Origin of the sequence: Vibrio sp. SSH13-20 (assembly GCF_040104475.1) — a bacterium.
GTDB classification, from domain to species: domain Bacteria; phylum Pseudomonadota; class Gammaproteobacteria; order Enterobacterales; family Vibrionaceae; genus Vibrio; species Vibrio harveyi.
On sequence record NZ_JBECOU010000003.1, the window covers coordinates 163,367 to 188,049 of the forward strand.

Sequence of the window (24,683 nt, forward strand, 5' to 3'; positions counted from 1 at the left end):
GAACGTAAGCTTAAGTTATGCCAGTGAAATATCGGCTATTTGCAGATGAGAATCGCTTCGCTACTCCCTCTATATTAACGTGTGACGTTCGTAAAACACGCAATCACTGTTTTTAGTATGCAAACCCTTCACAATTGTGGGTATACTGCCCCCACTTAAAGTTTCATTGAATGACGAGAATGGTATGTCTGATAGAAAACACATTGAAGAGTTCGACCTTCTTTTAATTGCGAACCAAATCATCCAAGAGCACGATGACTACATTGAAGGCATGCGCGCAACAAGTGTAGAAGAAAAAGACGGTGTTTTGGTGTTTAAAGGTGAGTACTTCTTAGATGAAAAAGGTCTGCCGACAACCAACACTACTGCGGTTTTCAATATGTTTAAGTACCTAGCGCATCACCTTTCAAAAGAGTTCACATTGAACAAGTAAGCGCTTCAAATTCCAATAAAAAAGCCAGAGTCTCTACTCTGGCTTTTCACTTTCAATAAGGCGAATTAGCAGCTTAGTGCCTTCAACTTATCGAAGTAGTCTGGGAAGGTCTTTGACGTACATTTAGGGTCGTTAATCGTCACTGGAGTATCACTCAGTGCCACTAATGAAAAACACATCGCCATGCGGTGATCATCGTAAGTATCAATCGCTGCGTGCGTAAGCTTAGGGACTGGCTTCACGATGATGTAGTCCTCACCCTCTTCCACCTCAGCACCGACTTTACGAAGCTCAGTCGCCATCGCTGAAAGACGATCCGTTTCCTTTACGCGCCAGTTGTATACATTGCGAATTGCGGTTGTACCTTCAGCAAAAAGCGCTGTCGTTGCAATAGTCATTGCTGCATCAGGGATATGGTTATAATCCATATCGATGCCTTTTAACTGACCAACACGAGAAATGACGTAATCATCACCCCATTCGATTTCTGCACCCATTTTTTCAAGTGCATCAGCGAATTGGATATCTCCCTGAATGCTGTTCTTACCAATACCGGTTACTTTTACTTCACCACCCTTGATAGCAGCTGCGGCCAAAAAGTAAGAAGCAGAAGAAGCATCACCTTCCACCAAAAAATCACCCGGAGCGATATATTGCTGACCAGCTGGAATCACAAACTCTTGGTAATCATTGTTGATTACGTTGACACCAAACTGCTTCATAATATGGAGTGTAATGTCGATGTATGGTTTAGAAACCAACTCACCGTCAATATTGATGCGAATCTCACCATCAGCCAGCGGTGCTGACATTAAAAACGCTGTCAGAAATTGGCTAGAGATTGAACCATCAATCGATACAGAGCCAGACTTAAGTCCAGTACCAGTGATTTTCAGCGGTGGGTAGTTTTCGTTCTCTAGATATTCGACGTCAGCGCCTGCTGCTTTTAAGGCTGTCACTAAGTGACCAATTGGGCGTTCTTTCATGCGAGGTTCGCCAGTAAGAACGTATTCACCTTCACCTAAGCACAAGGCTGCTGCCAATGGGCGCATTGCTGTACCTGCGTTACCCAAAAATAGCTCAACAGGTTCAGAAACAGAAAATGGACGACCAAGCCCCTCTACGACACATTCTGTCTTGTCTTCGGACAACTGATACTGAACACCAAGCTTAGTCAGAGCGTTCAACATGTGGCGAATATCGTCGCTGTCGAGAAGGTTGGTCAACCGAGTCGTGCCTTTTGCTAGAGCGGCAAGAAGTAAAGCTCGATTGGAAACGCTTTTTGATCCAGGAAGGTTCACTTCCCCTTGAATTTTATTGATAGGTTGTAACGTTAGGCTTTCCATTAAAAGTTGTTAATCCTTTGTGCTCTCACTTCACAATTTTTGAGAGCTAAACAATTCTTCGTAAATTCAGACTAACGAAAAAGCCACCACAAAACCAGAGCAAATCTACGCTAATTTTTGAATAATTAGTCAACTTCGTTTTTGCAGTACAAACATATACCCAAGTGACTTCAAGATGCATGGTTCAGACCGTTGTCATTGACTCGAGAGCAAAGAAAACAACGCAGTGTATTGGTTGCCAACTTTTGGCTTGGCTCCACTGAACCTTCAAATCCTAACCACGCTAACAAACCAAGCCATTGTCGCTACCCCAAACATCTCGAGGTTACTTAGAAATATCTAATACGCAATATCAACCCTGACACCATCATCAAAATACAGAATGCGTACATCATCACCACGGTTAAACAGCATACTATTATCAACGTCTTGAATGACGTTGATAAGTTTGTTGCCATCAACCTTAATTAGCAGCTCAACCAATTTGTACTCAACCGTGTATTCGTAGTTATTTCGATTTCGAACGACTGCGGCCCCCGCGAGTGCGCCCACGGCAGTTGCGACTTCTCTACCTGTGCCACCACCAAATTGGTTGCCAACTAGACCACCAATTGTGGCACCAAGAAGCGTTTCCCAACCGTTACTTTGTGATTGCTTTACTTCTTGTTGAGTTATGTATCGCACAGAATCGACTTTGCCATACACCACTTGATTGACTGGTTTTGCTACATTTCTTTCATAAGCTGCATTGGCGAAAAATGGCAAAAACAGTATGATCCATGCCCATCGTTTTATATTAAGTCTTTCTCTGCTCATAACAAGCTCCTATAGGCTCTGATGTTGGTAAACTTCTCTTTATGGCTATCTATTTAACTGAACTTGATGATTCGCTCTCTTTTCCATCTCCCTATGATGCGCTGAGCGATCCAAACGGTTTATTGGCGTTTGGTGGCGACCTTAACCCCGACCGCATCCTATGTGGCTATCAACAAGGCATTTTCCCTTGGTATGGTCCCGGAGAGCCAATTCTCTGGTGGAGTCCATCACCACGAGCTGTTTTCGATCCTTTGACCTTTACGCCTTCCAAGAGTTTGAAAAAGTTTCAGCGTAAACAACAGTATAAAGTAACGTTAAACAACGCAACCGAACGTGTCATTCAGTTTTGCTCTTCCACCCGCCCTGCGGAAGAGACTTGGCTCAATGACGAGATGCAAGCTTCTTATATCGAGCTTGCAAAACGTGGTCATTGTCACTCAGTAGAAGTATGGCACGACGATCAATTAATTGGCGGTCTATATGGTATTAGCGTCGGTCGACTTTTTTGTGGTGAGTCGATGTTTAGCCTCAAAGACAATGCTTCAAAAATCGCATTGTGGTATCTGTGCGAACACTTGGCGTCAAATCAAGGTCAATTGATTGATTGTCAGGTGATGAACCCACACCTAGCATCGCTTGGTGCATTTGAACTCCAACGCGACGATTTCATACAAAAACTACTATCTTTAAGAGATAAGAAAACCGATTTGGGCACGTTTGAGCCACAGATTTTGCAGGGCGCGGTATCATGAGCACAGATCTCCAACATATTCGTATTGGGTTAACCAACAACCATCCATGCAGCTATTTACCTGAGCGTGAAGAGCGTGTGGCAGTAGCTCTTGATGCTGATTTGCATACAGAGCAAAGCTATCAAGTATTGATGGCTAATGGTTTCCGCCGCAGTGGAGACACCATTTACAAGCCGCATTGTCAGCACTGTAGTGCTTGTCAACCAATCCGAATCGCAGTACCGGATTTCGTAGCATCCAAAAGCCAGAAACGTTTGCTAAACAAAGGAAAGGCACTGCATTGGGAGATGAAACCTGAGCTCGATTCAAATTGGTTTGAACTCTACAGCCGTTATATTTGCGAACGGCACCAAAATGGTACTATGTATCCACCTCGGGAAGACGAGTTCGCGCGATTTGCTCAAACAACATGGTTAACGACTGGCTTTCTTCATGTTTATGATGACGAAGCGCGCCTAGTAGCCGTTGCTGTCACTGATATTATGGAGCATTGTGCGAGTGCGTTTTACACCTTCTTTGACCCAGATTATCCTTTGTCTCTCGGGACCTTAGGCGTGCTTTTCCAGCTAGAATACTGCCGACAGCACAACAAACATTGGCTGTATCTAGGGTATCAAATCGATGAATGTCCGGCGATGAACTACAAAACTCGCTTTCAGAGACACCAAAGGCTAGTAAATCAGCGTTGGCAAGGGTAGAATACGCCCCAACTTTACATAATTACTGTTTAGCGGCAAAATTAGCCCGCTAATACCGCCTAATTTCTAAAGAGGATTAAATGGCTAAAGAAGACGTAATTGAGATGCAAGGCACTGTGCTTGACACTCTACCAAACACTATGTTCCGCGTTGAACTTGAAAACGGTCACGTTGTGACTGCACATATCTCTGGCAAGATGCGTAAGAACTACATCCGTATCCTTACTGGTGATAAAGTAACTGTAGAGATGACTCCATACGACCTATCTAAAGGCCGCATCGTCTTCCGTGCTCGTTAATCTCTGATTTTCGAATACAATAAAAAACGGAGCTCGTAGCTCCGTTTTTTATTGCTTGTCATTTGCTTTAAAAGCCAGTCTGGCTTTGGAAATTCAATTCACGCTACAAGCTATACTCAAGTGACTTCAAGTTACAGGATTCAGAGCGTTGTCACTGATTCTCTGTTTACCGAAAGTAAGCAATGAAGACAATGAAGCGAAATAGCCAGCGTTTCAAATAGTTGCCTCGCCTTCAAATCTGGTCATTCTCGCTGAACCAAGCTTATTGAGGTTAATTGAGAATATAATAGCAGGCATAAAAAAGCGCACGACTAAGCGCACGCTTTTAGAACTCAACAAGACCTAAGCTTAGTGAAGCGCAGCTTCTTTCTCACTTAAGTACTCAAACTTAAGCTCGTCTTTCACCAACGTAACTTTCACTGTACCACCGTCAACCAGTGATCCAAATAGAAGTTCATTCGCCAAAGGTTTCTTAAGCTGCTCTTGGATAACACGTCCCATAGGGCGAGCTCCCATCGCTTTGTCGTACCCCTTGTGAGCCAACCAATGACGCGCATCTTGCGATACTTCCATCGACACACCACGAGCGTCCAGTTGCACTTGTAGCTCCACGATGAACTTATCAACCACTTGATGGATAACCGTTTCATCTAGGCTATTGAACCAAATGATATTGTCTAGACGGTTACGGAACTCAGGAGTAAATACCTTTTTGATTTCCGCCATCGCATCATGACTGTTGTCTTGTTGGATAAGACCGATCGATTTCTTCTCAGTTTCAGCTACACCTGCGTTCGTGGTCATTACAAGGATCACGTTGCGGAAGTCCGCTTTGCGACCGTTGTTGTCCGTTAGCGTACCGTTATCCATCACTTGCAGTAGCAAATTAAAGATATCCGGGTGTGCTTTTTCAATCTCATCAAGTAGCACGACCGAATGAGGATGTTTAATCACCGCATCCGTCAATAGACCACCTTGGTCGTAGCCAACATAACCTGGAGGCGCACCAATCAAGCGACTGACCGAGTGACGCTCACCATATTCAGACATATCAAAGCGCAGTAGCTCAATGCCTAGTAGTTTAGAAAGCTGAACGGTAACTTCTGTTTTACCAACGCCTGTTGGACCTGCAAACAGGAATGAGCCAACAGGTTTGTTATCCACACCAAGACCAGCACGAGATAGCTTGATTGCTTCTGACAGTGCATCGATTGCCGTATCTTGACCGAACACAAGCATCTTCATCTTGTCATCCAGATTCTTCAGAATGTCTTTATCTGAAGATGATACTGATTTCTCTGGAATACGTGCCATCTTAGCGACCATCGCTTCGATGTCTGCAACACCAACAGTCTTCTTACGACGGCTTGCTGGTGCTAGACGACTGCGGGCGCCTGCTTCATCAATAACGTCGATTGCTTTGTCTGGCAAGTGACGCTCGTTGATGTACTTCGCTGACAGCTCTACCGCTGCACGCAGCGCTTTGTTGGTATAACGTACTTCGTGGTGCGCTTCATACTTAGGTTTCAAACCAATTAGAATTTTGGTTGTATCATCCAGAGAAGGCTCTACCACATCGATCTTTTGGAAACGACGGGACAATGCACGCTCTTTCTCAAAGATGTTGCTGTACTCTTGGTACGTCGTTGAACCGATACAACGCAACTTACCACTACTTAGTAGAGGCTTGATCAGGTTAGCGGCATCGACTTGACCACCAGAAGCGGCACCCGCACCGATGATGGTATGAATTTCATCGATAAACAGGATCGCGTCTTCTTCTTTCTCTAGCTGCTTTAACACAGACTTAAAGCGCTTCTCGAAATCACCACGGTATTTAGTACCAGCGAGTAAAGAGCCAATATCCAGTGAGTAAATCACACTGTTTTGAATCACTTCAGGAACCTGCCCCTCAACGATTCTCCAAGCGAGACCTTCGGCAATCGCCGTTTTACCTACGCCAGCTTCACCCACAAGTAATGGGTTATTTTTGCGGCGGCGACAAAGTACTTGGATTGTACGCTCTAGCTCTTTATCACGACCAATAAGAGGGTCGATATTACCGGCTTTTGCAACTTGGTTTAGATTTGTAGCAAAGCTTTCTAAACGTTCTTCTGGGTTGGTTTCTTCAGGCGCTTCCGAGCCAAAAGAATCGGACGAAGAAGAGTCTTCGCTTGAACCAGAAGCTTTGGTAATACCATGAGAGATAAAGTTAACGATATCCAAACGAGAGATATCATTCTTTTTCAGCAGATAAGCGGCGTGAGACTCTTGCTCACTAAAAATAGCAACAAGAACGTTTGCCCCGGTCACTTCGCTTCGACCAGACGACTGAACATGGAAGACGGCGCGTTGAAGTACACGCTGGAAACTCAATGTCGGCTGGGTTTCGCGCGTCTCATCGCTTTCTGGGATGAGCGGCGTTGTTTGGTCGATAAAAATATCGAGTTCGTTACGCAAAGCATCAAGGTCCGCTTTGCAGGCTAGAAGGGCTTCCTTAGCTGCATCATTCTCCAATAATGCAAGTAGGAGGTGTTCGACAGTCATGAACTCGTGGCGTTTGTCACGTGCACGAGCGAATGCACCGTTAAGGCTTGACTCTAGTTCTTTATTTAGCATAAGTACCTCCCGAAAGAACAACTTTGGTTGCTCGAGCAAGTCTTCTTATTACGCTTGCTCCATAGTACATAGTAGCGGATGCTCATTTTCCCTTGAGTACATCGTCACTTGCGCTACTTTTGTTTCGGCAATTTCTGCACTGTATGTGCCACAAATTGCCTTTCCTTCATAGTGAATCTTGAGCATGATTTGCGTTGCTTTATCAATATCATGTGAAAAGAATCGCTCAAGCACCTCTATGACGAAATCCATAGGTGTATAGTCATCATTATTGAGTACAACGTTGTATAGCTTTGGCGGCTGAACTTTTGTACTTTCTCGCTCCAGAAGATCTGAGTCTGGAGTCACCCATTCAAAATTTTTACTCATGGCAATTCAAAGATATCGTATCAAAGGGTTGATGTTTTCGACCTATAAAAACAATCTACCATAAGCATGCCGTGCGGTGTAGTGAGATATGACACCTAATTCGATTTTGATAGATAAAATTTGCGTCCTCATATAGAGACTAATGCACCTCCGGCAGGCGCGCAAATAAAAGATTTTTATCTCTTAGAACGGTTATTTTTTGCTGTTAGAACTATCAATTTTTGCTCTGTTTCCATATAACCGATAAACATTCTTAAACTGCCAAGATCACACTTACAACGGAAAAGTCGCTAAATATCACGAAAACATCACTTTTTATTCATTTAGTAGAATCTTCTAATGTACACACTTGGTTTAGAATGCCTTCGCTCTATTTCAATACCTTGCAGACCTTTTATCTAAACTTCGGCGAACCACCTCGATTGAGTTTGCAAAATTGTTAATCTCAAAAGTGATTTGTTTTCAAATATGTTTCTTAATGTTGTCTTTCACTATTGACTGACGAGATTCATTGACTACAGTGGAAAGTGTTGATGCATAAATCCTCATTCTGAATTTGTTGGATTTCTAACAATTTGATGAATATGGATGTGCACACTCGACGTGTGTTAGCAATTACTAGCATAGCAAGGCTAACAATGAGACCAAGCTGAAGGGATGGCTTGGGTGAAGTAACAACATCAGTAAAAAATGCATGAGGGATGTAAAAGCATGGCTACAGGTACAGTAAAGTGGTTTAACAACGCCAAAGGATTTGGGTTTATTTGTTCAGACGAAGAGGAAGGAGACATTTTCGCCCACTACTCAACTATCCAAATGGACGGTTATCGTACACTGAAAGCAGGCCAACAAGTCTCATACGAGATTGAAAAAGGTCCGAAAGGTTCACACGCAAGCAGCGTTGTTCCAATAGAAGGCCAAGCCAAATAAATAGAGCGCTGTCGGAAAGACAAATCATTTGCTCTCGTAGAAGCACACGAGCTTTTATGAAGAGAAAAATAAACCCGCGTAAAGCGGGTTTATTGTTTCTATAGGTCTACCGAAGTAGCGTGTACAAGATTATTTATTGATAATAGCGTTCAGCGTTGCGCTTGGACGCATCAATGTAGACGCTAGAGAATCATCAAGAGAGTAGTAACCACCTAGCTCGCCTTTTACACCCTGCGCGTTGTTTAGCTCAGACACAATCGCTTCCTCTTGCTCTGCCAACGCTTTTGCGACAGGAGCAAACTCTGCTGCAAGATCCGCGTCTTCTGTTTGCTCAGCCAATGCTTTCGCCCAGTACGATGCTAAGTAGTAATGGCTACCACGGTTATCCAACTCACCTACTTTACGAGAAGGTGATTTATTTTCGTCTAAGAACTCGCCTGTTGCTTTATCAAGAGCGTCAGCAAGAACTTGAGCCTTCGCATTGCCCGCCACAGAGCTTAGGTGCTCTAGAGAAGCTGCCAGCGCAAGGAACTCACCTAGAGAATCCCAACGTAAGTGGTTTTCTTTTTCAACTTGCTGAACGTGCTTAGGTGCCGAACCTCCTGCTCCCGTTTCAAATAGGCCACCACCGTTCATTAGCGGAACGATAGATAGCATCTTCGCTGAAGTACCAAGCTCCAAAATTGGGAACAAATCGGTCAGGTAATCACGCAATACGTTACCCGTTACAGAAATGGTATCTAGACCTTCTTTGATACGCTCTAGAGAGAATTTACATGCATCGATTGGCGCAAGGATCTTAATTTCTAGACCTGAAGTGTCGTGTGCTGGAAGGTAGGCATTCACTTTTTTGATAAGTTCTGCATCATGAGCACGCGCTTCATCAAGCCAGAACACAGCCGGCGCACCCGAAGCACGAGCACGAGTTACCGCAAGTTTCACCCAATCTTGGATTGGCGCATCTTTGACCTGACACATACGGAAGATGTCACCTTCTTCTACTTCTTGCTCAAGAAGAACCGCACCAGAAGCATCTACAACACGTACAGTACCTGCTGCATCTAAAATGAATGTCTTATCGTGTGAACCGTATTCTTCAGCTTTCTGAGCCATTAGACCTACGTTTGGTACGCTACCCATAGTTGTTGGGTCAAATGCACCATGTTCTTTACAGAAATCGATAACCGCTTGGTAAATACCTGCATAGCTACGATCTGGAATCATTGCTTTAGTATCTTTCTGTTTGCCGTCTGGTCCCCACATTTGACCAGATGCACGCAGCATTGCTGGCATAGAAGCATCAACGATGATGTCACTTGGTACGTGCAGGTTGGTAATACCGCGATCTGAGTCAACCATCGCGAGTGCTGGTTGTGTTTCGTATACCGCAAGGATCGCCGCTTCGATTTCCGCTTTTTGTTCAGCAGGTAGCGCATCGATCTTCGCGTATACGTCACCGATACCATTGTTTACATCAACGCCTAGCTCTTCGAATAGCTTGCCGTATTTCGCAAACACGTCTTTGTAGTAAACCTTAACAGCATGACCAAAGATAACTGGATCCGATACCTTCATCATGGTCGCTTTCATGTGTAGAGAGAGCAGAACGTCTTGCTGTTTTGCTTCTGCAATTTCCTTCTCAAAGAACTCAACAAGCGCTTTCTTGTTCATTACCGAACAATCGATCACTTCTTTGTCTTGTAAAGGGAACGCCGATTTAAGTTCTTTCACCGAACCATCTGCAGCGACAAATTCAATTTTTACGTCAGTAGCACCAGAAACGGTTGCCGATTTTTCACTACCGAAGAAGTCGTTGTCTGCCATGCTTGAAACATGAGATTGAGAATCCGCTGACCATGCACCCATTGAGTGTGGGTTCTTCTTCGCGTAATTCTTTACTGAAAGTGGCGCACGACGGTCTGAGTTACCTTCGCGTAGAACCGGGTTAACCGCACTACCTTTGATTTTGTCGTAAGTCGCTTTAATCGCTTCTTCTTCGTAAGTGCTCGGCTCTTCTGGGTAGTTTGGTAGCTCATAGCCTTTTGCTTGCAGCTCTTTGATAGCAGCTTTTAACTGCGGGATAGATGCAGAAATGTTTGGAAGTTTGATGATGTTTGCTTCTGGTGTTTTCGCCAACTCGCCAAGTTCTGCTAGCGCGTCACCGATGCGCTGTTCTTCTTTTAAATGCTCTGGGAAGTTAGCGATGATACGACCTGCTAACGAAATATCACGAGTATCTACATTAATGCCAGACGATGCAGTAAACGATTGAATGATTGGTAGTAATGAATAGGTTGCTAACGCCGGGGCTTCATCAGTGATTGTGTAGATAATTGTAGGTTTTTCTGTAGGCATGAAATTTCCCTATTTTTTACTCAACTAAGCTGAACAACTCAGCAACTGAGTTCGTTGAATTTACGCATTGCTTAACGTTAGTAGTGCATTCCTCCTCACCAACGTGACATGCGGTTTGCACTCTTTCTTATAGTTTGAAGCTCTATGGCTCTCTATCCATGAGTGCACTTTGTGCCAAGTTTGCTTTCATGAAGTTCTTTTGCAAAAACACCTCTCTAAAAGCAACTTGGCTATATCATTAAACAAATAACACGAAATAGTCTATTATTCTGTGCGCTTTTGTTAGTTTTAGGCGCGCAAATGATAGCCGATAAGAAGAAAACTTAAAACTTTCAAACACAGTTCATTTACATTTTTGCAAGGTAGTTAACATGTCATCTCGCACGGGTCATGAAAAAGGTCGCCGTAGTAACCACTCTAAACCGAGCCATTTTAAACGCTCAGGCAAGTCAAACCATTCAAATGGACAGGCGAAAAATCGACCAGGGCGATCTACCCGTTCATCAAAGTCAACAAAACCACGCATTACACCAGAAGACCGTAAGGTGATCATCTTCAACAAACCTTATGATACGTTGAGCCAATTTACCGATGGAGATGGTCGTAAAACGTTAGCGGATTACATCCCTGTCAAAGATGTATACGCGGCAGGACGGTTAGATAGAGATAGCGAAGGTCTGATGGTGCTAACAAATGATGGCATCTTGCAAGCAAAGTTGACACAACCTCAATCAAAGTCGCCAAAAACTTACTGGGTACAAGTAGATGGAGCACCTAATGAAGAGGACTTGGAAAAACTTCGTAAAGGTGTTGAATTGAAAGATGGCATGACATTACCAGCAAAAGTAGAAGTGATGCCTGAACCAAAGATCTGGGATAGAAATCCGCCCGTTCGGTTTAGAGCTAATATTCCTACAACTTGGCTAGCAATTACGATCATTGAAGGTCGAAATCGCCAAGTACGACGAATGACAGCACATATTGGCTTCCCGACACTGCGTTTAGTACGTTACTCCATGGGTGATATTGCGCTTGACGACTTGAAGCCGGGAGAATGGCGTGAAGTCACTCTCTAAGCTCGTCTAAGCTCGCACATCAAAAAACACCCACATCAAAAAATATAAAAAGCAGGTCAAGACCTGCTTTTTATATTTTTGTCGTCACCAATAATATTTATTGTTGAGCAACCCACTTCATGAATGCCTGACGTTCTTCGTCTGTCATTTCTAGGTAGGCAATCTTCGCTTTTGTTACCGGTGATTTTACTCTTTGCGCGCTTTTGCTAGTTGCCGTTACAGCCGTCGCTGCTTGTAGCTCAGACAATTCGACTCTCTTACCGTTAGCAAAGAAAACGCCATTAGCTTCATTGTATTCCGCTAGTTGCTCATCTAGGTTTGAGTAAGGGAACGCACCTTTCTCACCTGGCATTTTATATTGAGAGTAATCAATAGACTTATCGTTGAAACTTACTTTCCAGTCCATTTTGTCTTGTTCGAACATCTTGTCTGCCTGACGTTTTTCTCTAAAAGATGGTGCATCAATATAAAGCTCACCCGCACCAGAACTAAAGCCAAGAATATACGGTGCAGAGTAAACTTGAGTACGCTTATCACCGCGCCCAATAGCTTTGTTTACTTTTACAACTACTTGGTTAGAGCCATCAACAAGACCAAACGGTTCACTCAAATCATCCGCACTAACGCCATTTACAAACAGCACTTGAACGCCTTGAGCGGTAGTTAAGGTTGCTGAAGTATCAGCTTTATTTGTTGTGTCTGCGTTCGCTGTTGTACCAAACAACCCAAGCACAAATGCTACAGTCCAAGCTTTTAGTCTCATATCCTAATAACCTTAAAATTCAATTAATTACATCAAAAGAGTTAAATATCGCTTACGATTCATCACAGTTTGAGGAAATCATTGCTGAAAAGCCAATCATTTCTACATCATTGACTGTAGATAATTGGTAAGCGCATTCAAGTCTCAAAAATCTTCATGTACTCACTTAGTCCATGCTTTCAGGAGCCTAAGGAGATGCAAGCTTTTAATATAAAAAAGGCCGCAATAAATGCGACCTTTACTATATCTACTTAAGTTCTGAAATTAGAACGTGTAGTAAACACCAGCAACAACTAGGTCAGCTTCTTTCTTAGAAACGTTTTTCTCGTCGTTTTCGCTTGCAGTGTATTCGATGAACGTTAGAACGTTACCAGTTACAGCGTAGTCAGCACCAAACGTGTAGTAAGACTGGTCGTGGTCGCCTTCGTACTCAGTGAAACCAAATGAAGTGTAAACGCGTGCTTCGTTCATTTGGTAAGCAGCTACTGCAGACCATGTATCTTGGTCAGCTTTGTTTAGCTCTTCAGCAACGTAGTTAACTGCAGCAGAGAAGTTATCCATGTTGAAGCGAACAGCTGCACCCATTACTTGGTAATCAGTACCAGCAACGTCACGGTTCTCTTGATCTTGGTAAGAAGCACCAACAGTGAACATGTCGTTGATTGCGTATTGTGCAGATAGACCGAATGCAGTATCGATTTTCTCGTTTTGATCTAGGTATGCATCAGCGATAACAGTTAGCTTATCGAAGCTACCTTTAACTGAAACAGCGTGACCAGCACTTTCTTTTGATTTTACGAAATCATCAACGTAACCAAGACCTTCGTTAGTGTTGTCGATAGTGATTGCGTCTAGAGAGTCGCCGAAATCACCAACTTCACCTAGAGCCACACCCCAGTTGTCACCGAAGTAAGCACCGAAGTATAGGTCATCTGTACGTACGCGAGCGTGGTCAGAGCTGCTGTCTTTATCGAAGAACTCGCCGTTTTCTAGTTCAAATGAACCGAATACTTTGATGTCTTCGTTTAGTTTGTGCTCTGCATCGATTTGGATTTTAGCCCATAGGTCAACGTCTACGTCACGCTTAACTGTAGTTTTGCCGTTTTCTTTGCCTTCTACAGTACTTACGTAAGTATCGATCTCACCCTTAAGGTTGAAAGAAGTTGTACCGTTGTCGTAGATGTTGCCTGCTGCTAGTGCAGACGTAGAGATGCCTGCTACTGCAAGAGCTACTAGAGTCTTTTTCATAATTAATCCACTGCCTTTTCTTAGATTGGGATATCCTTTCCGATTCCCTTTTTTATATTTTTGAGGTCGCTTGTTATCAAATCGCAACAATGCTTTACCTGCAAAATCTGGGCACTAGAGTGCAAAAGATTATTCTGGCTGTCAAATTTTCTAAATCACAACATCAAAAAACAAAAAAATCTTTATTTTACAGCAACATAGAAATTTAAGTTTCAATTATTCGATGAAGTTCTAAACAATCGACTTGATTTTTCTTAATTTAGCAAAAGATAAACAAAAGAGATAAACAACCTTACAACAACAAAAAAACGAATTAATTCAGAATAAAATTCTAGTCAAATGGTATTTTTGAAGCTTTATATTTTTCACCTAATGAAATTATTTTCATTTAGATTGAGTTCAATATTTTTTTGTGAACAAGATCTACATTCCACATAAAAGCATTCCGTTTTGTGAACTACAGTACAACTAGTGATGTGTGCTACTATGCGCGCCCCACGCGTTTGAGGCACTTATGCTAACTAGTAACATCCAAAAATCGATCAGAACCAGCTACCAGAACTTACAAGCTCAACTGGATAACTTTGTACCTCGAAGAGCGCAAAATTACCTAGTCGCAGAGATTGCTAAGACGTTGTGCGGGCAATACCACAAATCGAATAGAATGCTTGTTGCAGAAGCAGGAACAGGGATCGGTAAGTCATTGTCATATCTGATGGCAGTTATTCCCGTGGCAGTCTACAACAACCGAAAAGTCGTGATTTCGACTGCAACAGTCGCGTTGCAAGAACAGTTGGTGAATAAAGATCTCCCATTATTTCGTCGTATTACCGACCGAGAGTTTTCTTTTATTCTGGCAAAAGGGCGCCAACGTTATTGCTGCGCGGAGAAACTCGCAACGGCAAGTGGTGTCGATGGCGGACAACTTGCCATGTTTGAGACTAAGCCAAAAAAGAAAGACATTGATTTGTTGGAAACCATGTACAGTTCTCTTGCTCAAGGCAAATGGGATGGCGACCGCGACTCCTGGCCAAAACCTATTGATGACCATATCTGGCAATTGATTGTCAGTGACAAGCACAGCTGTAATAACAGCCTACCAGCTCATCGTAACTGCCCTTTCCAAAAAGCACGTTCAGAACTGGATAAAAATGATGTCATCATCGCAAACCATTCATTAGTAATGGCAGACGCCGATCTGGGTGGTGGCGTAATTCTGCCCGAGCCGGAAAATACTATTTATGTCTTTGATGAGGCGCATCATCTTCCGCACGTTGCACGAGACCACGCTTCCGCATCTGCAAGCTTAAAAGGAGCGGCAGCTTGGTTAGAGAAACTCAATCAGTCCACCAGCAAATTCTCATCATTGGCAGACGAGAAACGCGTCGCACGCTTTCGCAATGACTTGCAGGAGTCGGTACAAGAACTCATTCCCGCGCTTAGCCAATTAACAAAGCAATTTGACCCAAACCAATTTGAAGAAAACATCTATCGCTTTGAACATGGCGAACTTCCAACTTGGTTAGAAAATCAATCTAAAGATTTAAAACAGCTCAGTAAAAAAGCAAACCAAAGTGTCGCGAAAATCGCGGATTTGATTGCTGAGCGAGTAAAAGACGGGGAACTTTCTTCAAGGTTAGCAGAGCCAGCTCTGGCTGAATTGGGGTTCTACATTCAGCGCTTAGAAAATCTTGCTCAAGTTTGGAACTTGATGGCAGAGCCAACACGAGAAAAAGGGGCACCGTTAGCAAGGTGGCTTGAGAAGCACCCAGATCGTGAAGGTGACTATATTGTGAGCGTTTCACCTTTGGAAATAGGCTGGCAACTTGATCAACAAATCTGGAGTCGTTGTATCGGTGCGGTATTAGTCTCTGCTACGATGCGTGCACTGAATTCATTCCATTACTTTTGCCATCAAGTGGGAGTAGACGCAAAACCTGAGTCAGGTACGCAGTTTTTAGCCTTGGCGTCACCGTTTGATTATCAGAACCAAGCGGAGCTTTTAATCCCTGCGATGAAGTATGAACCTCAAGCGCCACAGTTTACCGAATATCTTATTGAAATTTTGCCTAAGTATTTAGAAGACAACAAAGCGAACTTGGTATTATTCTCGTCATATTGGCAGATGAACCAAGTCGCAGATGCTCTAAGTGCTGATTTTGTAAAACGAGGCTGGGCACTGCAAGTACAAGGCGAAAGTTCACGTGCAGAAATTCTAAAAAAACATAAAAAGCTCGTCGACCAACAGAAAACCAGTATTCTCTTTGGCACGGGTAGCTTCTCGGAAGGTCTTGATTTACCAGGAGAGCTATTGGAAAACTTGGTCATTACTAAGATTCCTTTTGGTGTCCCTACCTCACCCGTAGAGCAAGCGCACTCAGAGTACATAGAAAAGAAAGGGGGCAACCCATTCATGCAAATTACTGTGCCTGATGCGAGCAAAAAACTGATTCAAAGTGTCGGTCGTTTACTGCGCAAAGAGCGCGATTCTGGTAGAGTGACCATCCTTGATAGACGTTTGATAACAAAACGCTACGGGCAAGCCTTAATTGACTCGTTGCCGCCATTTAAACGCAAGATAGAATATTAGAAGAATAACGATTTATGGAAATGATTGAGCCAACCATGCTGTTGGTTTTGGCGCTCGTCGCTTTTGTTGCTGGATTTATCGATGCGGTTGCAGGCGGTGGCGGTATGCTCACCGTCCCTGCCTTATTGTCATTGGGACTCCCTCCGCACATTGCATTGGGCACAAATAAACTGGCAGCATCGTTTGCCTCTTCTACTGCCGCTTTCACATACTACAAGAAGCGTTTGTTTAAACCACAATGCTGGGGACGAGCGTTTGTGGCGACTCTTGTTGGTGCCACGCTCGGCACATTGTTTGTCGACGCAATCAGTACTGAATGGCTAGAGAAGGTTTTACCTCTCATTATTCTTGCTGCCGCGATGTATACCGTGTTCCATAAAGCTCCACAATCGACTCACCAAAGCCCGACACCTGAACCATGCCCAATGTTGAATAAAAAGCAGTATCTGCAAGGATTCTCAATCGGCTTCTACGATGGTCTAGCCGGACCAGGGACTGGCGCATTTTGGACTGTAAGCTCAATGGCGCTTTATCGGTTGAACATCTTGCTCGCTTCCGGCTTAGCAAAGGCGATGAACTTTACTAGCAACTTCACTTCTCTTGTCACTTTTGCTGTTTTGGGTCATATAAATTGGGTGCTAGGATTAACAATGGGCGTATGTTTAATGGCAGGCGCATTTGTTGGTGCTCACTCTGCAATCCGCTTTGGTTCTAAATTTATTCGCCCTGTGTTTGTTTCTGTTGTCAGCGTATTAGCAATTAAACTCGCTTATGATGCGTGGTTTGTAGGCTTATCATGAACATCAAACAGCTTTCCAATGGTCTAGAACAAATGTCTGAGAAAGCGGCTTCACTTGACCATCAGCGAGGTCATCATGAGGCAATGCTGTTTGATGAACGTCTATTTCGCTGCCGCTCTCGTTTGTTAGTTCCTTGTGTCAATGAAGCAAGAGCGACATTAAACGACATCATCAAGGAGCAAAAAGAAGGTGAGTTAAATGCGCAACGAGCAGAATATCTGACTGACCGATTGGTTGCCCAAATCACGGCAATTCAACGCGAAATTTCTATCGCCGAGATACCTAAAGCAAAGCCTAAGAAATCCGCTCGACAAGACAAGTCCCTTGATGCACTAAAACAAGAAGTCGCGCAGCATAAAGAATGGGCTCGTCGCTTGCGCGAGATGGTTATAGAAAAACAACAAATAGTTTCCATGGCTCCAACTCATTTACGCACCGAAGCGCAGAAAGCTGTATTAACGGCAAAACAACGACTGATTCGCTGTGAAGCAGCATTAAGCGAGCTAGAAAAGCAAGTAACCCAAAGAGAGAACAATTGAGCATGTCTGAAGAATCGAAATCACCAATGGATGATGCCCCAGAAGAGATCAAGCTAGCTGTCGATTTAATTTACTTGCTAGAAACGAATGAAATCGATCCTAAAATAGCGCTAAAAGCGATTAAGATCGTACAAAGCGATCTTGAAAATAAGATCAACGCAAACTGATAGACAACAAATAGACAAAAAGAGGAGCGATTTCGCTCCTCTTTGTTTAAGCTGAGTTTGCGTTGATACCACGTTATACTTTGAATTGAGACATTAAGGTTTGCTGTTGATCAGAAAGTGAGGTCATCTCGATACCTGCATTTTCCGACGTTTGCGCTTGATTAAGGATTTCTCTGCTCAGATCGCGAATGTTCGCCACACTTTGATTCACCTCATTAGAGACAGATTGCTGCTCTTCTGCCGCTTTTACTATCTGATTATTCATATCACTTATCGCAGCAATTGACTCAAATACTTTCTGTAATTCCTCTACCGCCATATTCACCTGTTGAGAAGAGGATTGCGCACTTTGATTCCCTTCTGTAATGGACTCAACAACCGCTTGCGTGCCCTTTTGAACATTAGCAATGACATCTCGAATTTCACCCACCGAACTTTGAGTTCGACTTGCTAAGCTCCTTACCTCATCAGCCACCACAGCGAAACCACGACCTTGTTCACCAGCTCGTGCGGCCTCTATTGCTGCATTGAGAGCTAACAAGTTGGTTTGCTCAGAAATGCCTTCAATAACAGAAAGAATTTCGGTAATGCTGGCGTTGTTCTTCGCTAGCTCTTCTACAACCGGGACGGCATTCATCATGGTCAATAATAGTTTTTGCATCTGAGCTTCAGACGCCAAGATCACTTTCTGACCGTTTTCTGCAGATTCACTCGCCTCACCAGCCGCCTTTACCGCAACTTCGGCATTTTGTACCACCAACGCCGCTGTTTGCGTCATTTTTTCAGCAGCAGTCGCGACTAAATCAACTTCTTTAAACTGCGAATCACTGCTATTTCGAGTAACGGCTACAACGTGTTTTGCATGTTCGGTCTTATCTGCAATTTGTCGAGATGTTTCTGCGACTTCTTTAATCGTTAATTGCAAACGCTCAAGAAATCGATTGAACGCCCTCGCAAGTTGACCAATTTCATCGTCTGTTTTAGCTTCCAAACGCTGAGTTAAGTCTCCTTCCCCTGTCGAAATATCTTCCAAACGAGCGACAACTTCTCGAATCGGCTTCACTATGGTCTTAGCCAGCAGTCCGGTTGTAATCAGTCCAACAACGACAAGTGCGACACCAACACTTAATTCAATAATAACGCCGTCTTGCATCTTATTGGTAATCAAAGCGTCTAACTGATCCGCATCAGCAAGCACTGCAGAACGAGGCATTTCAAAGATCACACCCCACGTTTGATTCGCTATTTGGATAGGCGAAAAGACCGTCATCCACTCACCAGAGGCATCCCATTCAACCTTGGCTTCACCGCCAAACAATAAATCAGTGAGATTGTCATTAGAAATGGTGGAACTCGAAAAAGGCTGTCCAGGGGAATCAGTGTTACTATCTGACGCTAACAAAGTTCCATCGAGACTGATCATTGATACCTTTCCAGCACCAGCAAACAAGCTCTGATCAGAATTAATCGCAATGCTCGCTAACTGGTCTAATCGTAACTCTATACCCAAGAAGCCAATCGGCATACTCTCGACGATGAGTGGAATGGAGATCGATGTTGTTAAGAAGGAACCAGCATCGTTGGTGTTAACCCGCGGCGATGCAATGCAAGTTTGACCAGACGAGAGCGGACAGTAAAAGCGCTCAGCATTGTCGTTCTCATTCAAGGCTTGCTCACTTATCGTACTCGCTAACACGTTTTCACCATTGCTCGCTTTGGACCAATAGGTCGCAAACCGACCGACTTCATTAGAACCGACGTAATCGGCACTTCGATAGTTGGCATCTTCACTGTCGAGCATGTCTGGATTAAACACCAGATAAGCCGCTTGTATCGTGTCAAAGCGTAACACTGCCTGACGAATCATTTCATTCAGAGCGGAGCGAAGATCTTCACTACTGCCAAAATTCTCTTCCGAGTTGGTTTTAAAAAACAGCGCATTTGCTGCCAACATTTCAGCGCGGTAAGTCGCTTCATTGAGATACTCAGACACTTCCGTCGCGTTTAATAACGCTCGTGTCTGTAAGAGTTGTTCAGATTTTTCGATAACAGAAGAGCTAGTTTCTCGCTGCAACAACTTTTGGTTACCGAGCGCGTTGTAGACCGAAAAACCAATTAAAGATAAAGAAGTGACGAGCAGGCAAAGCCCGGAGAGTAATGTAATTTTCCACTGCACAGATATGGTTCGCATACAACATCCTTATTCAAGCAAACTCATTTTTGAGACTCATTAAACCATACGCGGGCACAATAGCAATTACATATTTAACAATTCTTTAAACTTATTCCGTTTACATGAGAACCATTTTCAGCTTGCCTTTGCAATGGTAACATCATGCTCAAACACGCCCTCTGAGAAGGATAAAAAATGAAAGTAATTAGCTTTAACATCAATGGACTTCGTGCGCGTCTGCATCAACTCCAAGCCCTCATCGACAAGCACCAACCTGACGTGATTGGTCTGCAGGAAATCAAAGTTCACGACGAAGCCTTCCCTATCGACGATGTAGAAGCAATGGGATACAAAGTTTACTTTCACGGTCAAAAAGCCCATTACGGTGTGGCAATGCTATGTAAACAAGAGCCTATCAGCGTTCAAAAAGGTTTCCCAACCGATAATGAAGAACACCAAAAGCGCATGATCATGGCGACGTTTGAAGATGAAAACGGTGAAAAAGTGACGGTTCTTAACGGTTATTTCCCGCAAGGCGATAACGTTGCTCACGAAACTAAGTATCCATACAAGCGTCAGTTCTACAAAGACTTGATGGCTTACCTCAACGATCACCACACTAACGATGAGCAGCTGATTGTCATGGGCGACATCAATATCAGCCCAATCGACGCGGACATCGGTATCGGCGAACCAAACCGTAAACGTTGGCTGAAAACGGGTAAATGTTCTTTCCAACCAGAAGAGCGTGAGTGGTTGCAAACGCTTCTAGATTGGGGCTTTGAAGATACTTTCCGTAACTTACACCCTAAAGTCGATGACCGCTTCTCGTGGTTTGATTACCGTTCGCGTGGCTTCGATGATAACCGTGGTCTTCGTATTGATGTTATTTTGGCAACACCATCACTCGCGGAAAAATGCATAGAATCCGATATTGACTATGAATTACGAGGCATTGAAAAACCTTCAGATCACGCGCCAATCTGGTCAACCTTCAAGTAGTTCTTACTAGGGTCTGTTGACCTTTTGAGCTGATTTTTGCAGCAGTTTGTGGGTTCTTTATACAAGGCAGAGGCTTTGAAATGTAGTTGCCCTACCTGATAAGCCGATAACGCAGTAGAAAGGAGCCACAAACGCTGCCCGAAGGGTTCGGCTAAAAGCGTTTTACTCTTTGTTGAGAGGATTTTGCTTAGAATAACTAGGCTACAAACCTCTCGCCGCGATTAAAACGCTTTTATCTCGAACAAAATTTAACCGCAAAAGGTCAACAGACCCTAACATCGACGAGAAATAAAAAAGAGCGCCAACAAGCGCTCTTTTTTGATGTTTGTATTGTCCTACATGAAGTGGAATGAACAACCCATCTTGTTAGCTCAATGGTCTTAGGTACGCCAAGAAGCGCTTCTCTGCCACTTTGAAGCACCACAAAATAATAAATGTCAGCGCCATGTAGAAGAGTCCCGCTGTCAAGAATGACTCAAATGGTGCGTAGTATCTTGAGTTCACCAAACGTGCTGCACCTGTCAGATCCATAATGGTGATGATGCCGGCGACCGCACTGCCATGAAGCATGAAGATAACCTCATTCGAGTAGGCAGGTAACGCGCGACGCAAAGCACTTGGAAGAATAATGCGACGGTAAGTCATAAACGTACTCATACCGTATGCCTTAGCTGCCTCTACCTCTCCCTTCGGCAAGCCATTGATTGCCCCGCGAATAATTTCAGCAGTATAAGCGGACGTGTTGAGAACAAACGCCACCAGCGCACAAAACCATGCGTTTTCCCAAAGCGTGTCTTTTACCGGAAAAAACTGGTCCATGCCGTAGTAGATAAGATACAGCTGCACCAACAAAGGAGTGCCTCGGAAAAAGTAAATAAACGCCCATGAAGGCAGGCTTAGTGCGTAGTTTGCACTATTACGTGTAATCGCAAGAGGAATCGATACGGCTAACCCAATCACCAGTGCTAACGCAACAAGCCATACCGTCGTCCACAATCCATCTAGGTAGACCGGGAAACTTTCAATTATCAATGAAAAATCCATGGTTTACCTCGCGTGAATACTAAATTTACGTTCAACCAACTTAAGTAAGCCTGTTGAAACACTGGTAAAGAACAAGAAGATGATTGCAACCGCCATGTAAAAAGTGAATGGCATTTTGGTTGTACCCGCAGCCAACGAGCTAATGCGCACCATATCTTCCAGACCAATGATGGATACTAACGCGGTCGTTTTCAGTAGAACCAACCAGTTGTTACCAAAGCCTGGTAAAGCATGTCGGATCATTTGAGGCAATAGAATTCTTCGGAACGACATTATCGGGCTCATGCCATAAGCTTTTGCGGCTTCTAGTTCACCCTTGTCTACCGCCATGATAGCGCCACGAAACGTCTCTGCCATGTATGCACCGAAGATAAACCCAATGGTTAAAACGCCAGCAATAAAGGGGCTGACATCGATGTAATCTGGCAAATACGAAGTCCACTCATGATTTGGGTCACTTGCAGTAAACCATTCATTGAGTGTTTCATTGATCGAGTAAAGGCTATTGTTAAGTAGAATTTGACCACCAAAGAAGATAAGCATCATCAGAACTAAATCAGGGATGCCACGAATGATAGTGGTATAAAGCGTCGCAACTGCTCTTGCCCACTTGTACGGTGCCAATTTCGCCAATGCACCCAGCATTCCGAGAATGACCGCTAAAAGTAAAGAAAGTACTGCGACTTCGATGGTTACTAGAGCCCCTTTTAAGATCGAGGCTTCATATCCTTGTAGATCCAGCATAGGTGAGTTCCTAATCCCTAAACTCAAAAGATCGACCGTTGGTTACTTCTAGGAACAAGCCAACGGTCGCTTAATTACAGCTTATTCGCCGTAAACGTCGTAGTTAAAGTATTTACCTGCGATTTCTTGATAAACACCTTTTTCACGTAGTGACAAAATAGCTGCATCGAGCTTTTTCGTTAGATCCTTGTCTTGCTTACGAACTGCAATACCAAAACCATCACCAAACCACTTAGGATCCGTTAGTGAAGGACCAACAAATTCATAAGCATCGCCACCAGCTTTGTTTAAAACACCCTCTTCTAGTGCAGACGCATCACCAAGCACTGCCGCAACACGACCGTTTGCAAGATCTAGGTACGCTTCGTCAAATGATCCGTAACGCACGATTTCAACTTTGTCGCCATAGTTATCTGTCAGGTATTTGTCGTGAGTCGTTGCACGCTGCACGGCAATTTTTTGACCATCAAGGTTATCAAAATCTAGGTTTGCACCTTTCTTAGCGATGAACTTGTTTGGAATCAGCGCGTATTTTCCTGTGAAGTCGACTTTCTTCTTACGTTCTTCAGTGATCGACATTGCAGCAATAATCGCATCGTATTTACGAGCAAGTAGAGAAGGAATAATTCCATCCCAATCTTGAGCAACGATCTGACACTTCACTTTCATCTCTTCACAAAGTGCGTTCGCCATATCCACGTCGAAGCCTTTTAGAGAGCCGTCCGTTTCTGTCCAGCTAAACGGAGGGTAAGCGCCTTCAATACCAAAGCGAACGGTTTTCCATTCTTTCGCTTGAGCGACACCAGACACTGCTGTTGCAGCAAGCGTTGCTGCTAATAACCACTTTTTCATTTCCATACTCCTGTGATTGCTTTTATTTGGTTTTGATTGTTGTGCTTATGGGTGGCAAAAGACTGCCACCCAAGAAATATTAGTAGATAGATGAGATAAATTGCTGTAATCGTTCTGAATCTGGGTTTGTAAATAGCTTAGCTGGATCTCCCTGTTCTTCCACTAAGCCTTGATGTAAAAACATCACATGGTTAGATACGTCACGCGCAAATGCCATTTCATGGGTAACGACCAACATCGTTCGCCCTTCATCTGCCAAATCTCGCATTACTCCTAACACCTCACCAACCAACTCAGGATCGAGTGCTGAGGTCGGCTCATCGAACAACATCACTTCTGGATCAACAGCAAGAGCACGAGCAATAGCAGCACGTTGTTGTTGACCTCCGGATAGATGTCCAGGGTAGTAATCTTTACGTTCGTACAATCCCACTTTTTTCAAAAGCAGTTCAGCGTTTTCGATGGCTTGAGCTTTCGGTACGCCAAGCACATGAACTGGTGCTTCAATCACATTTTCTAGAACGGTTAGATGTGACCAAAGATTAAAGCCTTGAAACACCATGGCTAAACGAGAGCGAATGCGCTGAACTTGTTTCTCATTAGCTGGAACTGACTCTCCTGCTCGGTTGTTCTTCATCTGGATAAGTTCACCATTTACCCAAATTTCACCGGCGGTCGGAGTTTCAAGAAGGTTAATACATCTAAGGAAGGTACTCTTACCTGAACCGGAAGAGCCGATGATGGAGATAACATCACCTTTATGAGCGGCAAGTGAAATGCCTTTCAAGACTTCATTTTGTCCAAATGTTTTGTGCAGGTCTTTTATATCTAGCGCTGGTACATCATTCATGCGCCTTACTCCCTGTGTTTTTGTCACTGCAATTAAGGGACTCCGCCCTCTTTGAATTGGAACAAACTATCACCACCCACCGTAAGTTGCAACAAATTATTAACCTAAATAATTCGAATAGATAGATACAACAATCAAATGAATATGCAATTTTTAGCAATATATTCTTTTAATGCTGAATATTAGACGTAAAAAAGCCCCTCACAGGAGGGGCTTGA

The 24,683-nt window shown here is 43.7% G+C and carries 23 protein-coding genes; 11 read left to right on the forward strand and 12 right to left on the reverse strand.

Annotated elements, in window-relative coordinates; translation table 11 throughout:
* The first annotated feature begins 184 nt into the window (after positions 1-184).
* Entirely contained in the window at positions 185-433 is a 249-nt protein-coding gene (locus ABMY42_RS09525; protein ID WP_005450369.1) for a YciN family protein, read from the forward strand.
* 65 nt (positions 434-498) lie between these two features.
* Here the strand turns inward: ABMY42_RS09525 and aroA are convergent, their stop codons facing one another.
* Together aroA and ABMY42_RS09535 are read right to left on the reverse strand one after the other, a co-directional pair.
* The gene (gene aroA / locus ABMY42_RS09530; protein WP_005450370.1) at positions 499-1,779 is read right to left on the reverse strand and encodes a 3-phosphoshikimate 1-carboxyvinyltransferase; all 1,281 of its coding nucleotides are present in this window, start codon (positions 1,777-1,779) and stop codon (positions 499-501) included.
* 339 nt (positions 1,780-2,118) lie between these two features.
* Positions 2,119-2,595, reverse strand: a complete 477-nt coding sequence (locus ABMY42_RS09535) for a glycine zipper 2TM domain-containing protein (RefSeq protein ID WP_005450372.1) — start codon at positions 2,593-2,595, stop codon at positions 2,119-2,121.
* 41 nt (positions 2,596-2,636) lie between these two features.
* On the opposite strand from ABMY42_RS09535, the gene aat reads away from it, so the two are divergent.
* The 3 genes from aat (at position 2,637) to infA (ending at position 4,344) form a co-directional block, all read left to right on the forward strand.
* Positions 2,637-3,347 (forward strand): leucyl/phenylalanyl-tRNA--protein transferase, encoded by a 711-nt coding sequence (gene aat, locus ABMY42_RS09540; RefSeq protein ID WP_005450374.1) that lies wholly within the window; start codon positions 2,637-2,639, stop codon positions 3,345-3,347.
* Entirely contained in the window at positions 3,344-4,045 is a 702-nt protein-coding gene (locus ABMY42_RS09545) for an arginyltransferase (RefSeq protein WP_005450375.1), read from the forward strand. The genes aat and ABMY42_RS09545 overlap by 4 nt, the downstream gene beginning before the upstream one ends.
* Positions 4,046-4,125: 80 nt before the next feature.
* Positions 4,126-4,344, forward strand: coding sequence for a translation initiation factor IF-1 (gene infA, locus ABMY42_RS09550; RefSeq protein WP_001040192.1), 219 nt, complete (start codon positions 4,126-4,128; stop codon positions 4,342-4,344).
* 348 nt (positions 4,345-4,692) lie between these two features.
* Here the strand turns inward: infA and clpA are convergent, their stop codons facing one another.
* Both clpA and clpS read right to left on the reverse strand, forming a co-directional pair.
* Positions 4,693-6,963 (reverse strand): ATP-dependent Clp protease ATP-binding subunit ClpA, encoded by a 2,271-nt coding sequence (clpA, locus tag ABMY42_RS09555; protein WP_005449844.1) that lies wholly within the window; start codon positions 6,961-6,963, stop codon positions 4,693-4,695.
* A gap of 48 nt (positions 6,964-7,011) precedes the next feature.
* Positions 7,012-7,332 (reverse strand): ATP-dependent Clp protease adapter ClpS, encoded by a 321-nt coding sequence (gene clpS, locus ABMY42_RS09560; RefSeq protein ID WP_005427554.1) that lies wholly within the window; start codon positions 7,330-7,332, stop codon positions 7,012-7,014.
* 711 nt (positions 7,333-8,043) lie between these two features.
* Here clpS and cspD point away from each other — a divergent pair.
* Entirely contained in the window at positions 8,044-8,262 is a 219-nt protein-coding gene (cspD, locus tag ABMY42_RS09565; protein WP_005427548.1) for a cold shock domain-containing protein CspD, read from the forward strand.
* Between the two features lie 129 nt (positions 8,263-8,391).
* Here cspD and ABMY42_RS09570 read toward each other — a convergent pair whose 3' ends face one another.
* Complete coding sequence (locus tag ABMY42_RS09570; RefSeq protein ID WP_029788998.1) at positions 8,392-10,617, reverse strand: NADP-dependent isocitrate dehydrogenase; 2,226 nt, start codon at positions 10,615-10,617, stop codon at positions 8,392-8,394.
* Between the two features lie 371 nt (positions 10,618-10,988).
* On the opposite strand from ABMY42_RS09570, the gene ABMY42_RS09575 reads away from it, so the two are divergent.
* Positions 10,989-11,693 (forward strand): pseudouridine synthase, encoded by a 705-nt coding sequence (locus ABMY42_RS09575; RefSeq protein ID WP_005449848.1) that lies wholly within the window; start codon positions 10,989-10,991, stop codon positions 11,691-11,693.
* Between the two features lie 97 nt (positions 11,694-11,790).
* On the opposite strand, the gene ABMY42_RS09580 is transcribed toward ABMY42_RS09575, so the two are convergent.
* On the reverse strand, positions 11,791-12,456 hold the full coding sequence (locus ABMY42_RS09580; protein ID WP_349266254.1) for a DUF2057 domain-containing protein: 666 nt from the start codon (positions 12,454-12,456) through the stop codon (positions 11,791-11,793).
* A gap of 264 nt (positions 12,457-12,720) precedes the next feature.
* Entirely contained in the window at positions 12,721-13,704 is a 984-nt protein-coding gene (locus tag ABMY42_RS09585; protein WP_009698301.1) for a porin, read from the reverse strand.
* Positions 13,705-14,218: 514 nt separating this feature from the next.
* On the opposite strand from ABMY42_RS09585, the gene dinG reads away from it, so the two are divergent.
* The 4 genes from dinG to rsmS are packed head-to-tail and all read left to right on the forward strand — an operon-like array spanning position 14,219 to position 17,800.
* Positions 14,219-16,294, forward strand: a complete 2,076-nt coding sequence (gene dinG / locus ABMY42_RS09590; RefSeq protein WP_239210632.1) for an ATP-dependent DNA helicase DinG — start codon at positions 14,219-14,221, stop codon at positions 16,292-16,294.
* Between the two features lie 14 nt (positions 16,295-16,308).
* Positions 16,309-17,094 (forward strand): TSUP family transporter, encoded by a 786-nt coding sequence (locus ABMY42_RS09595; RefSeq protein ID WP_005449856.1) that lies wholly within the window; start codon positions 16,309-16,311, stop codon positions 17,092-17,094.
* Positions 17,091-17,633: a primosomal replication protein gene (locus ABMY42_RS09600; RefSeq protein ID WP_349266255.1), complete on the forward strand. Its 543-nt coding sequence runs from the start codon at positions 17,091-17,093 to the stop codon at positions 17,631-17,633. The genes ABMY42_RS09595 and ABMY42_RS09600 overlap by 4 nt, the downstream gene beginning before the upstream one ends.
* Positions 17,634-17,635: 2 nt before the next feature.
* Entirely contained in the window at positions 17,636-17,800 is a 165-nt protein-coding gene (gene rsmS, locus ABMY42_RS09605) for a pleiotropic regulatory protein RsmS (protein WP_349266256.1), read from the forward strand.
* A gap of 73 nt (positions 17,801-17,873) precedes the next feature.
* On the opposite strand, the gene ABMY42_RS09610 is transcribed toward rsmS, so the two are convergent.
* Positions 17,874-19,991, reverse strand: coding sequence for a methyl-accepting chemotaxis protein (locus ABMY42_RS09610; protein WP_349266257.1), 2,118 nt, complete (start codon positions 19,989-19,991; stop codon positions 17,874-17,876).
* A gap of 177 nt (positions 19,992-20,168) precedes the next feature.
* Between ABMY42_RS09610 and xthA the strand changes: the two genes are divergently transcribed.
* On the forward strand, positions 20,169-20,975 hold the full coding sequence (gene xthA, locus ABMY42_RS09615) for an exodeoxyribonuclease III (protein WP_349266258.1): 807 nt from the start codon (positions 20,169-20,171) through the stop codon (positions 20,973-20,975).
* Between the two features lie 366 nt (positions 20,976-21,341).
* Here the strand turns inward: xthA and ABMY42_RS09620 are convergent, their stop codons facing one another.
* From ABMY42_RS09620 to ABMY42_RS09635, 4 genes are all read right to left on the reverse strand, one after another.
* Positions 21,342-22,019, reverse strand: a complete 678-nt coding sequence (locus tag ABMY42_RS09620; protein WP_349266259.1) for an ABC transporter permease — start codon at positions 22,017-22,019, stop codon at positions 21,342-21,344.
* A 3-nt stretch (positions 22,020-22,022) separates the two neighbouring features.
* A complete protein-coding gene (locus ABMY42_RS09625) occupies positions 22,023-22,763 on the reverse strand; it encodes an ABC transporter permease (RefSeq protein WP_005446710.1) in 741 nt (246 codons plus the stop codon).
* Positions 22,764-22,844: 81 nt separating this feature from the next.
* Positions 22,845-23,615 carry an ABC transporter substrate-binding protein gene (locus tag ABMY42_RS09630; protein WP_009698306.1) on the reverse strand — a complete coding sequence of 257 codons (771 nt, stop codon included), beginning with the start codon at positions 23,613-23,615 and terminating at the stop codon, positions 22,845-22,847.
* A 79-nt stretch (positions 23,616-23,694) separates the two neighbouring features.
* Positions 23,695-24,465, reverse strand: coding sequence for an ABC transporter ATP-binding protein (locus tag ABMY42_RS09635; protein ID WP_005446708.1), 771 nt, complete (start codon positions 24,463-24,465; stop codon positions 23,695-23,697).
* Between the last annotated feature and the right edge of the window lie 218 nt (positions 24,466-24,683).

Bases quoted from the DNA above. Each gene is read 5' to 3' on its own strand.
- ABMY42_RS09525 (WP_005450369.1), top strand. From the start codon at position 185: ATGTCTGATAGAAAACACATTGAAGAGTTCGACCTTCTTTTAATTGCG.
- aroA (WP_005450370.1), bottom strand. From the start codon at position 1,779: ATGGAAAGCCTAACGTTACAACCTATCAATAAAATTCAAGGGGAAGTG.
- ABMY42_RS09535 (WP_005450372.1), bottom strand. From the start codon at position 2,595: ATGAGCAGAGAAAGACTTAATATAAAACGATGGGCATGGATCATACTG.
- aat (WP_005450374.1), top strand. From the start codon at position 2,637: ATGGCTATCTATTTAACTGAACTTGATGATTCGCTCTCTTTTCCATCT.
- ABMY42_RS09545 (WP_005450375.1), top strand. From the start codon at position 3,344: ATGAGCACAGATCTCCAACATATTCGTATTGGGTTAACCAACAACCAT.
- infA (WP_001040192.1), top strand. From the start codon at position 4,126: ATGGCTAAAGAAGACGTAATTGAGATGCAAGGCACTGTGCTTGACACT.
- clpA (WP_005449844.1), bottom strand. From the start codon at position 6,963: ATGCTAAATAAAGAACTAGAGTCAAGCCTTAACGGTGCATTCGCTCGT.
- clpS (WP_005427554.1), bottom strand. From the start codon at position 7,332: ATGAGTAAAAATTTTGAATGGGTGACTCCAGACTCAGATCTTCTGGAG.
- cspD (WP_005427548.1), top strand. From the start codon at position 8,044: ATGGCTACAGGTACAGTAAAGTGGTTTAACAACGCCAAAGGATTTGGG.
- ABMY42_RS09570 (WP_029788998.1), bottom strand. From the start codon at position 10,617: ATGCCTACAGAAAAACCTACAATTATCTACACAATCACTGATGAAGCC.
- ABMY42_RS09575 (WP_005449848.1), top strand. From the start codon at position 10,989: ATGTCATCTCGCACGGGTCATGAAAAAGGTCGCCGTAGTAACCACTCT.
- ABMY42_RS09580 (WP_349266254.1), bottom strand. From the start codon at position 12,456: ATGAGACTAAAAGCTTGGACTGTAGCATTTGTGCTTGGGTTGTTTGGT.
- ABMY42_RS09585 (WP_009698301.1), bottom strand. From the start codon at position 13,704: ATGAAAAAGACTCTAGTAGCTCTTGCAGTAGCAGGCATCTCTACGTCT.
- dinG (WP_239210632.1), top strand. From the start codon at position 14,219: ATGCTAACTAGTAACATCCAAAAATCGATCAGAACCAGCTACCAGAAC.
- ABMY42_RS09595 (WP_005449856.1), top strand. From the start codon at position 16,309: ATGGAAATGATTGAGCCAACCATGCTGTTGGTTTTGGCGCTCGTCGCT.
- ABMY42_RS09600 (WP_349266255.1), top strand. From the start codon at position 17,091: ATGAACATCAAACAGCTTTCCAATGGTCTAGAACAAATGTCTGAGAAA.
- rsmS (WP_349266256.1), top strand. From the start codon at position 17,636: ATGTCTGAAGAATCGAAATCACCAATGGATGATGCCCCAGAAGAGATC.
- ABMY42_RS09610 (WP_349266257.1), bottom strand. From the start codon at position 19,991: ATGCGAACCATATCTGTGCAGTGGAAAATTACATTACTCTCCGGGCTT.
- xthA (WP_349266258.1), top strand. From the start codon at position 20,169: ATGAAAGTAATTAGCTTTAACATCAATGGACTTCGTGCGCGTCTGCAT.
- ABMY42_RS09620 (WP_349266259.1), bottom strand. From the start codon at position 22,019: ATGGATTTTTCATTGATAATTGAAAGTTTCCCGGTCTACCTAGATGGA.
- ABMY42_RS09625 (WP_005446710.1), bottom strand. From the start codon at position 22,763: ATGCTGGATCTACAAGGATATGAAGCCTCGATCTTAAAAGGGGCTCTA.
- ABMY42_RS09630 (WP_009698306.1), bottom strand. From the start codon at position 23,615: ATGAAAAAGTGGTTATTAGCAGCAACGCTTGCTGCAACAGCAGTGTCT.
- ABMY42_RS09635 (WP_005446708.1), bottom strand. From the start codon at position 24,465: ATGAATGATGTACCAGCGCTAGATATAAAAGACCTGCACAAAACATTT.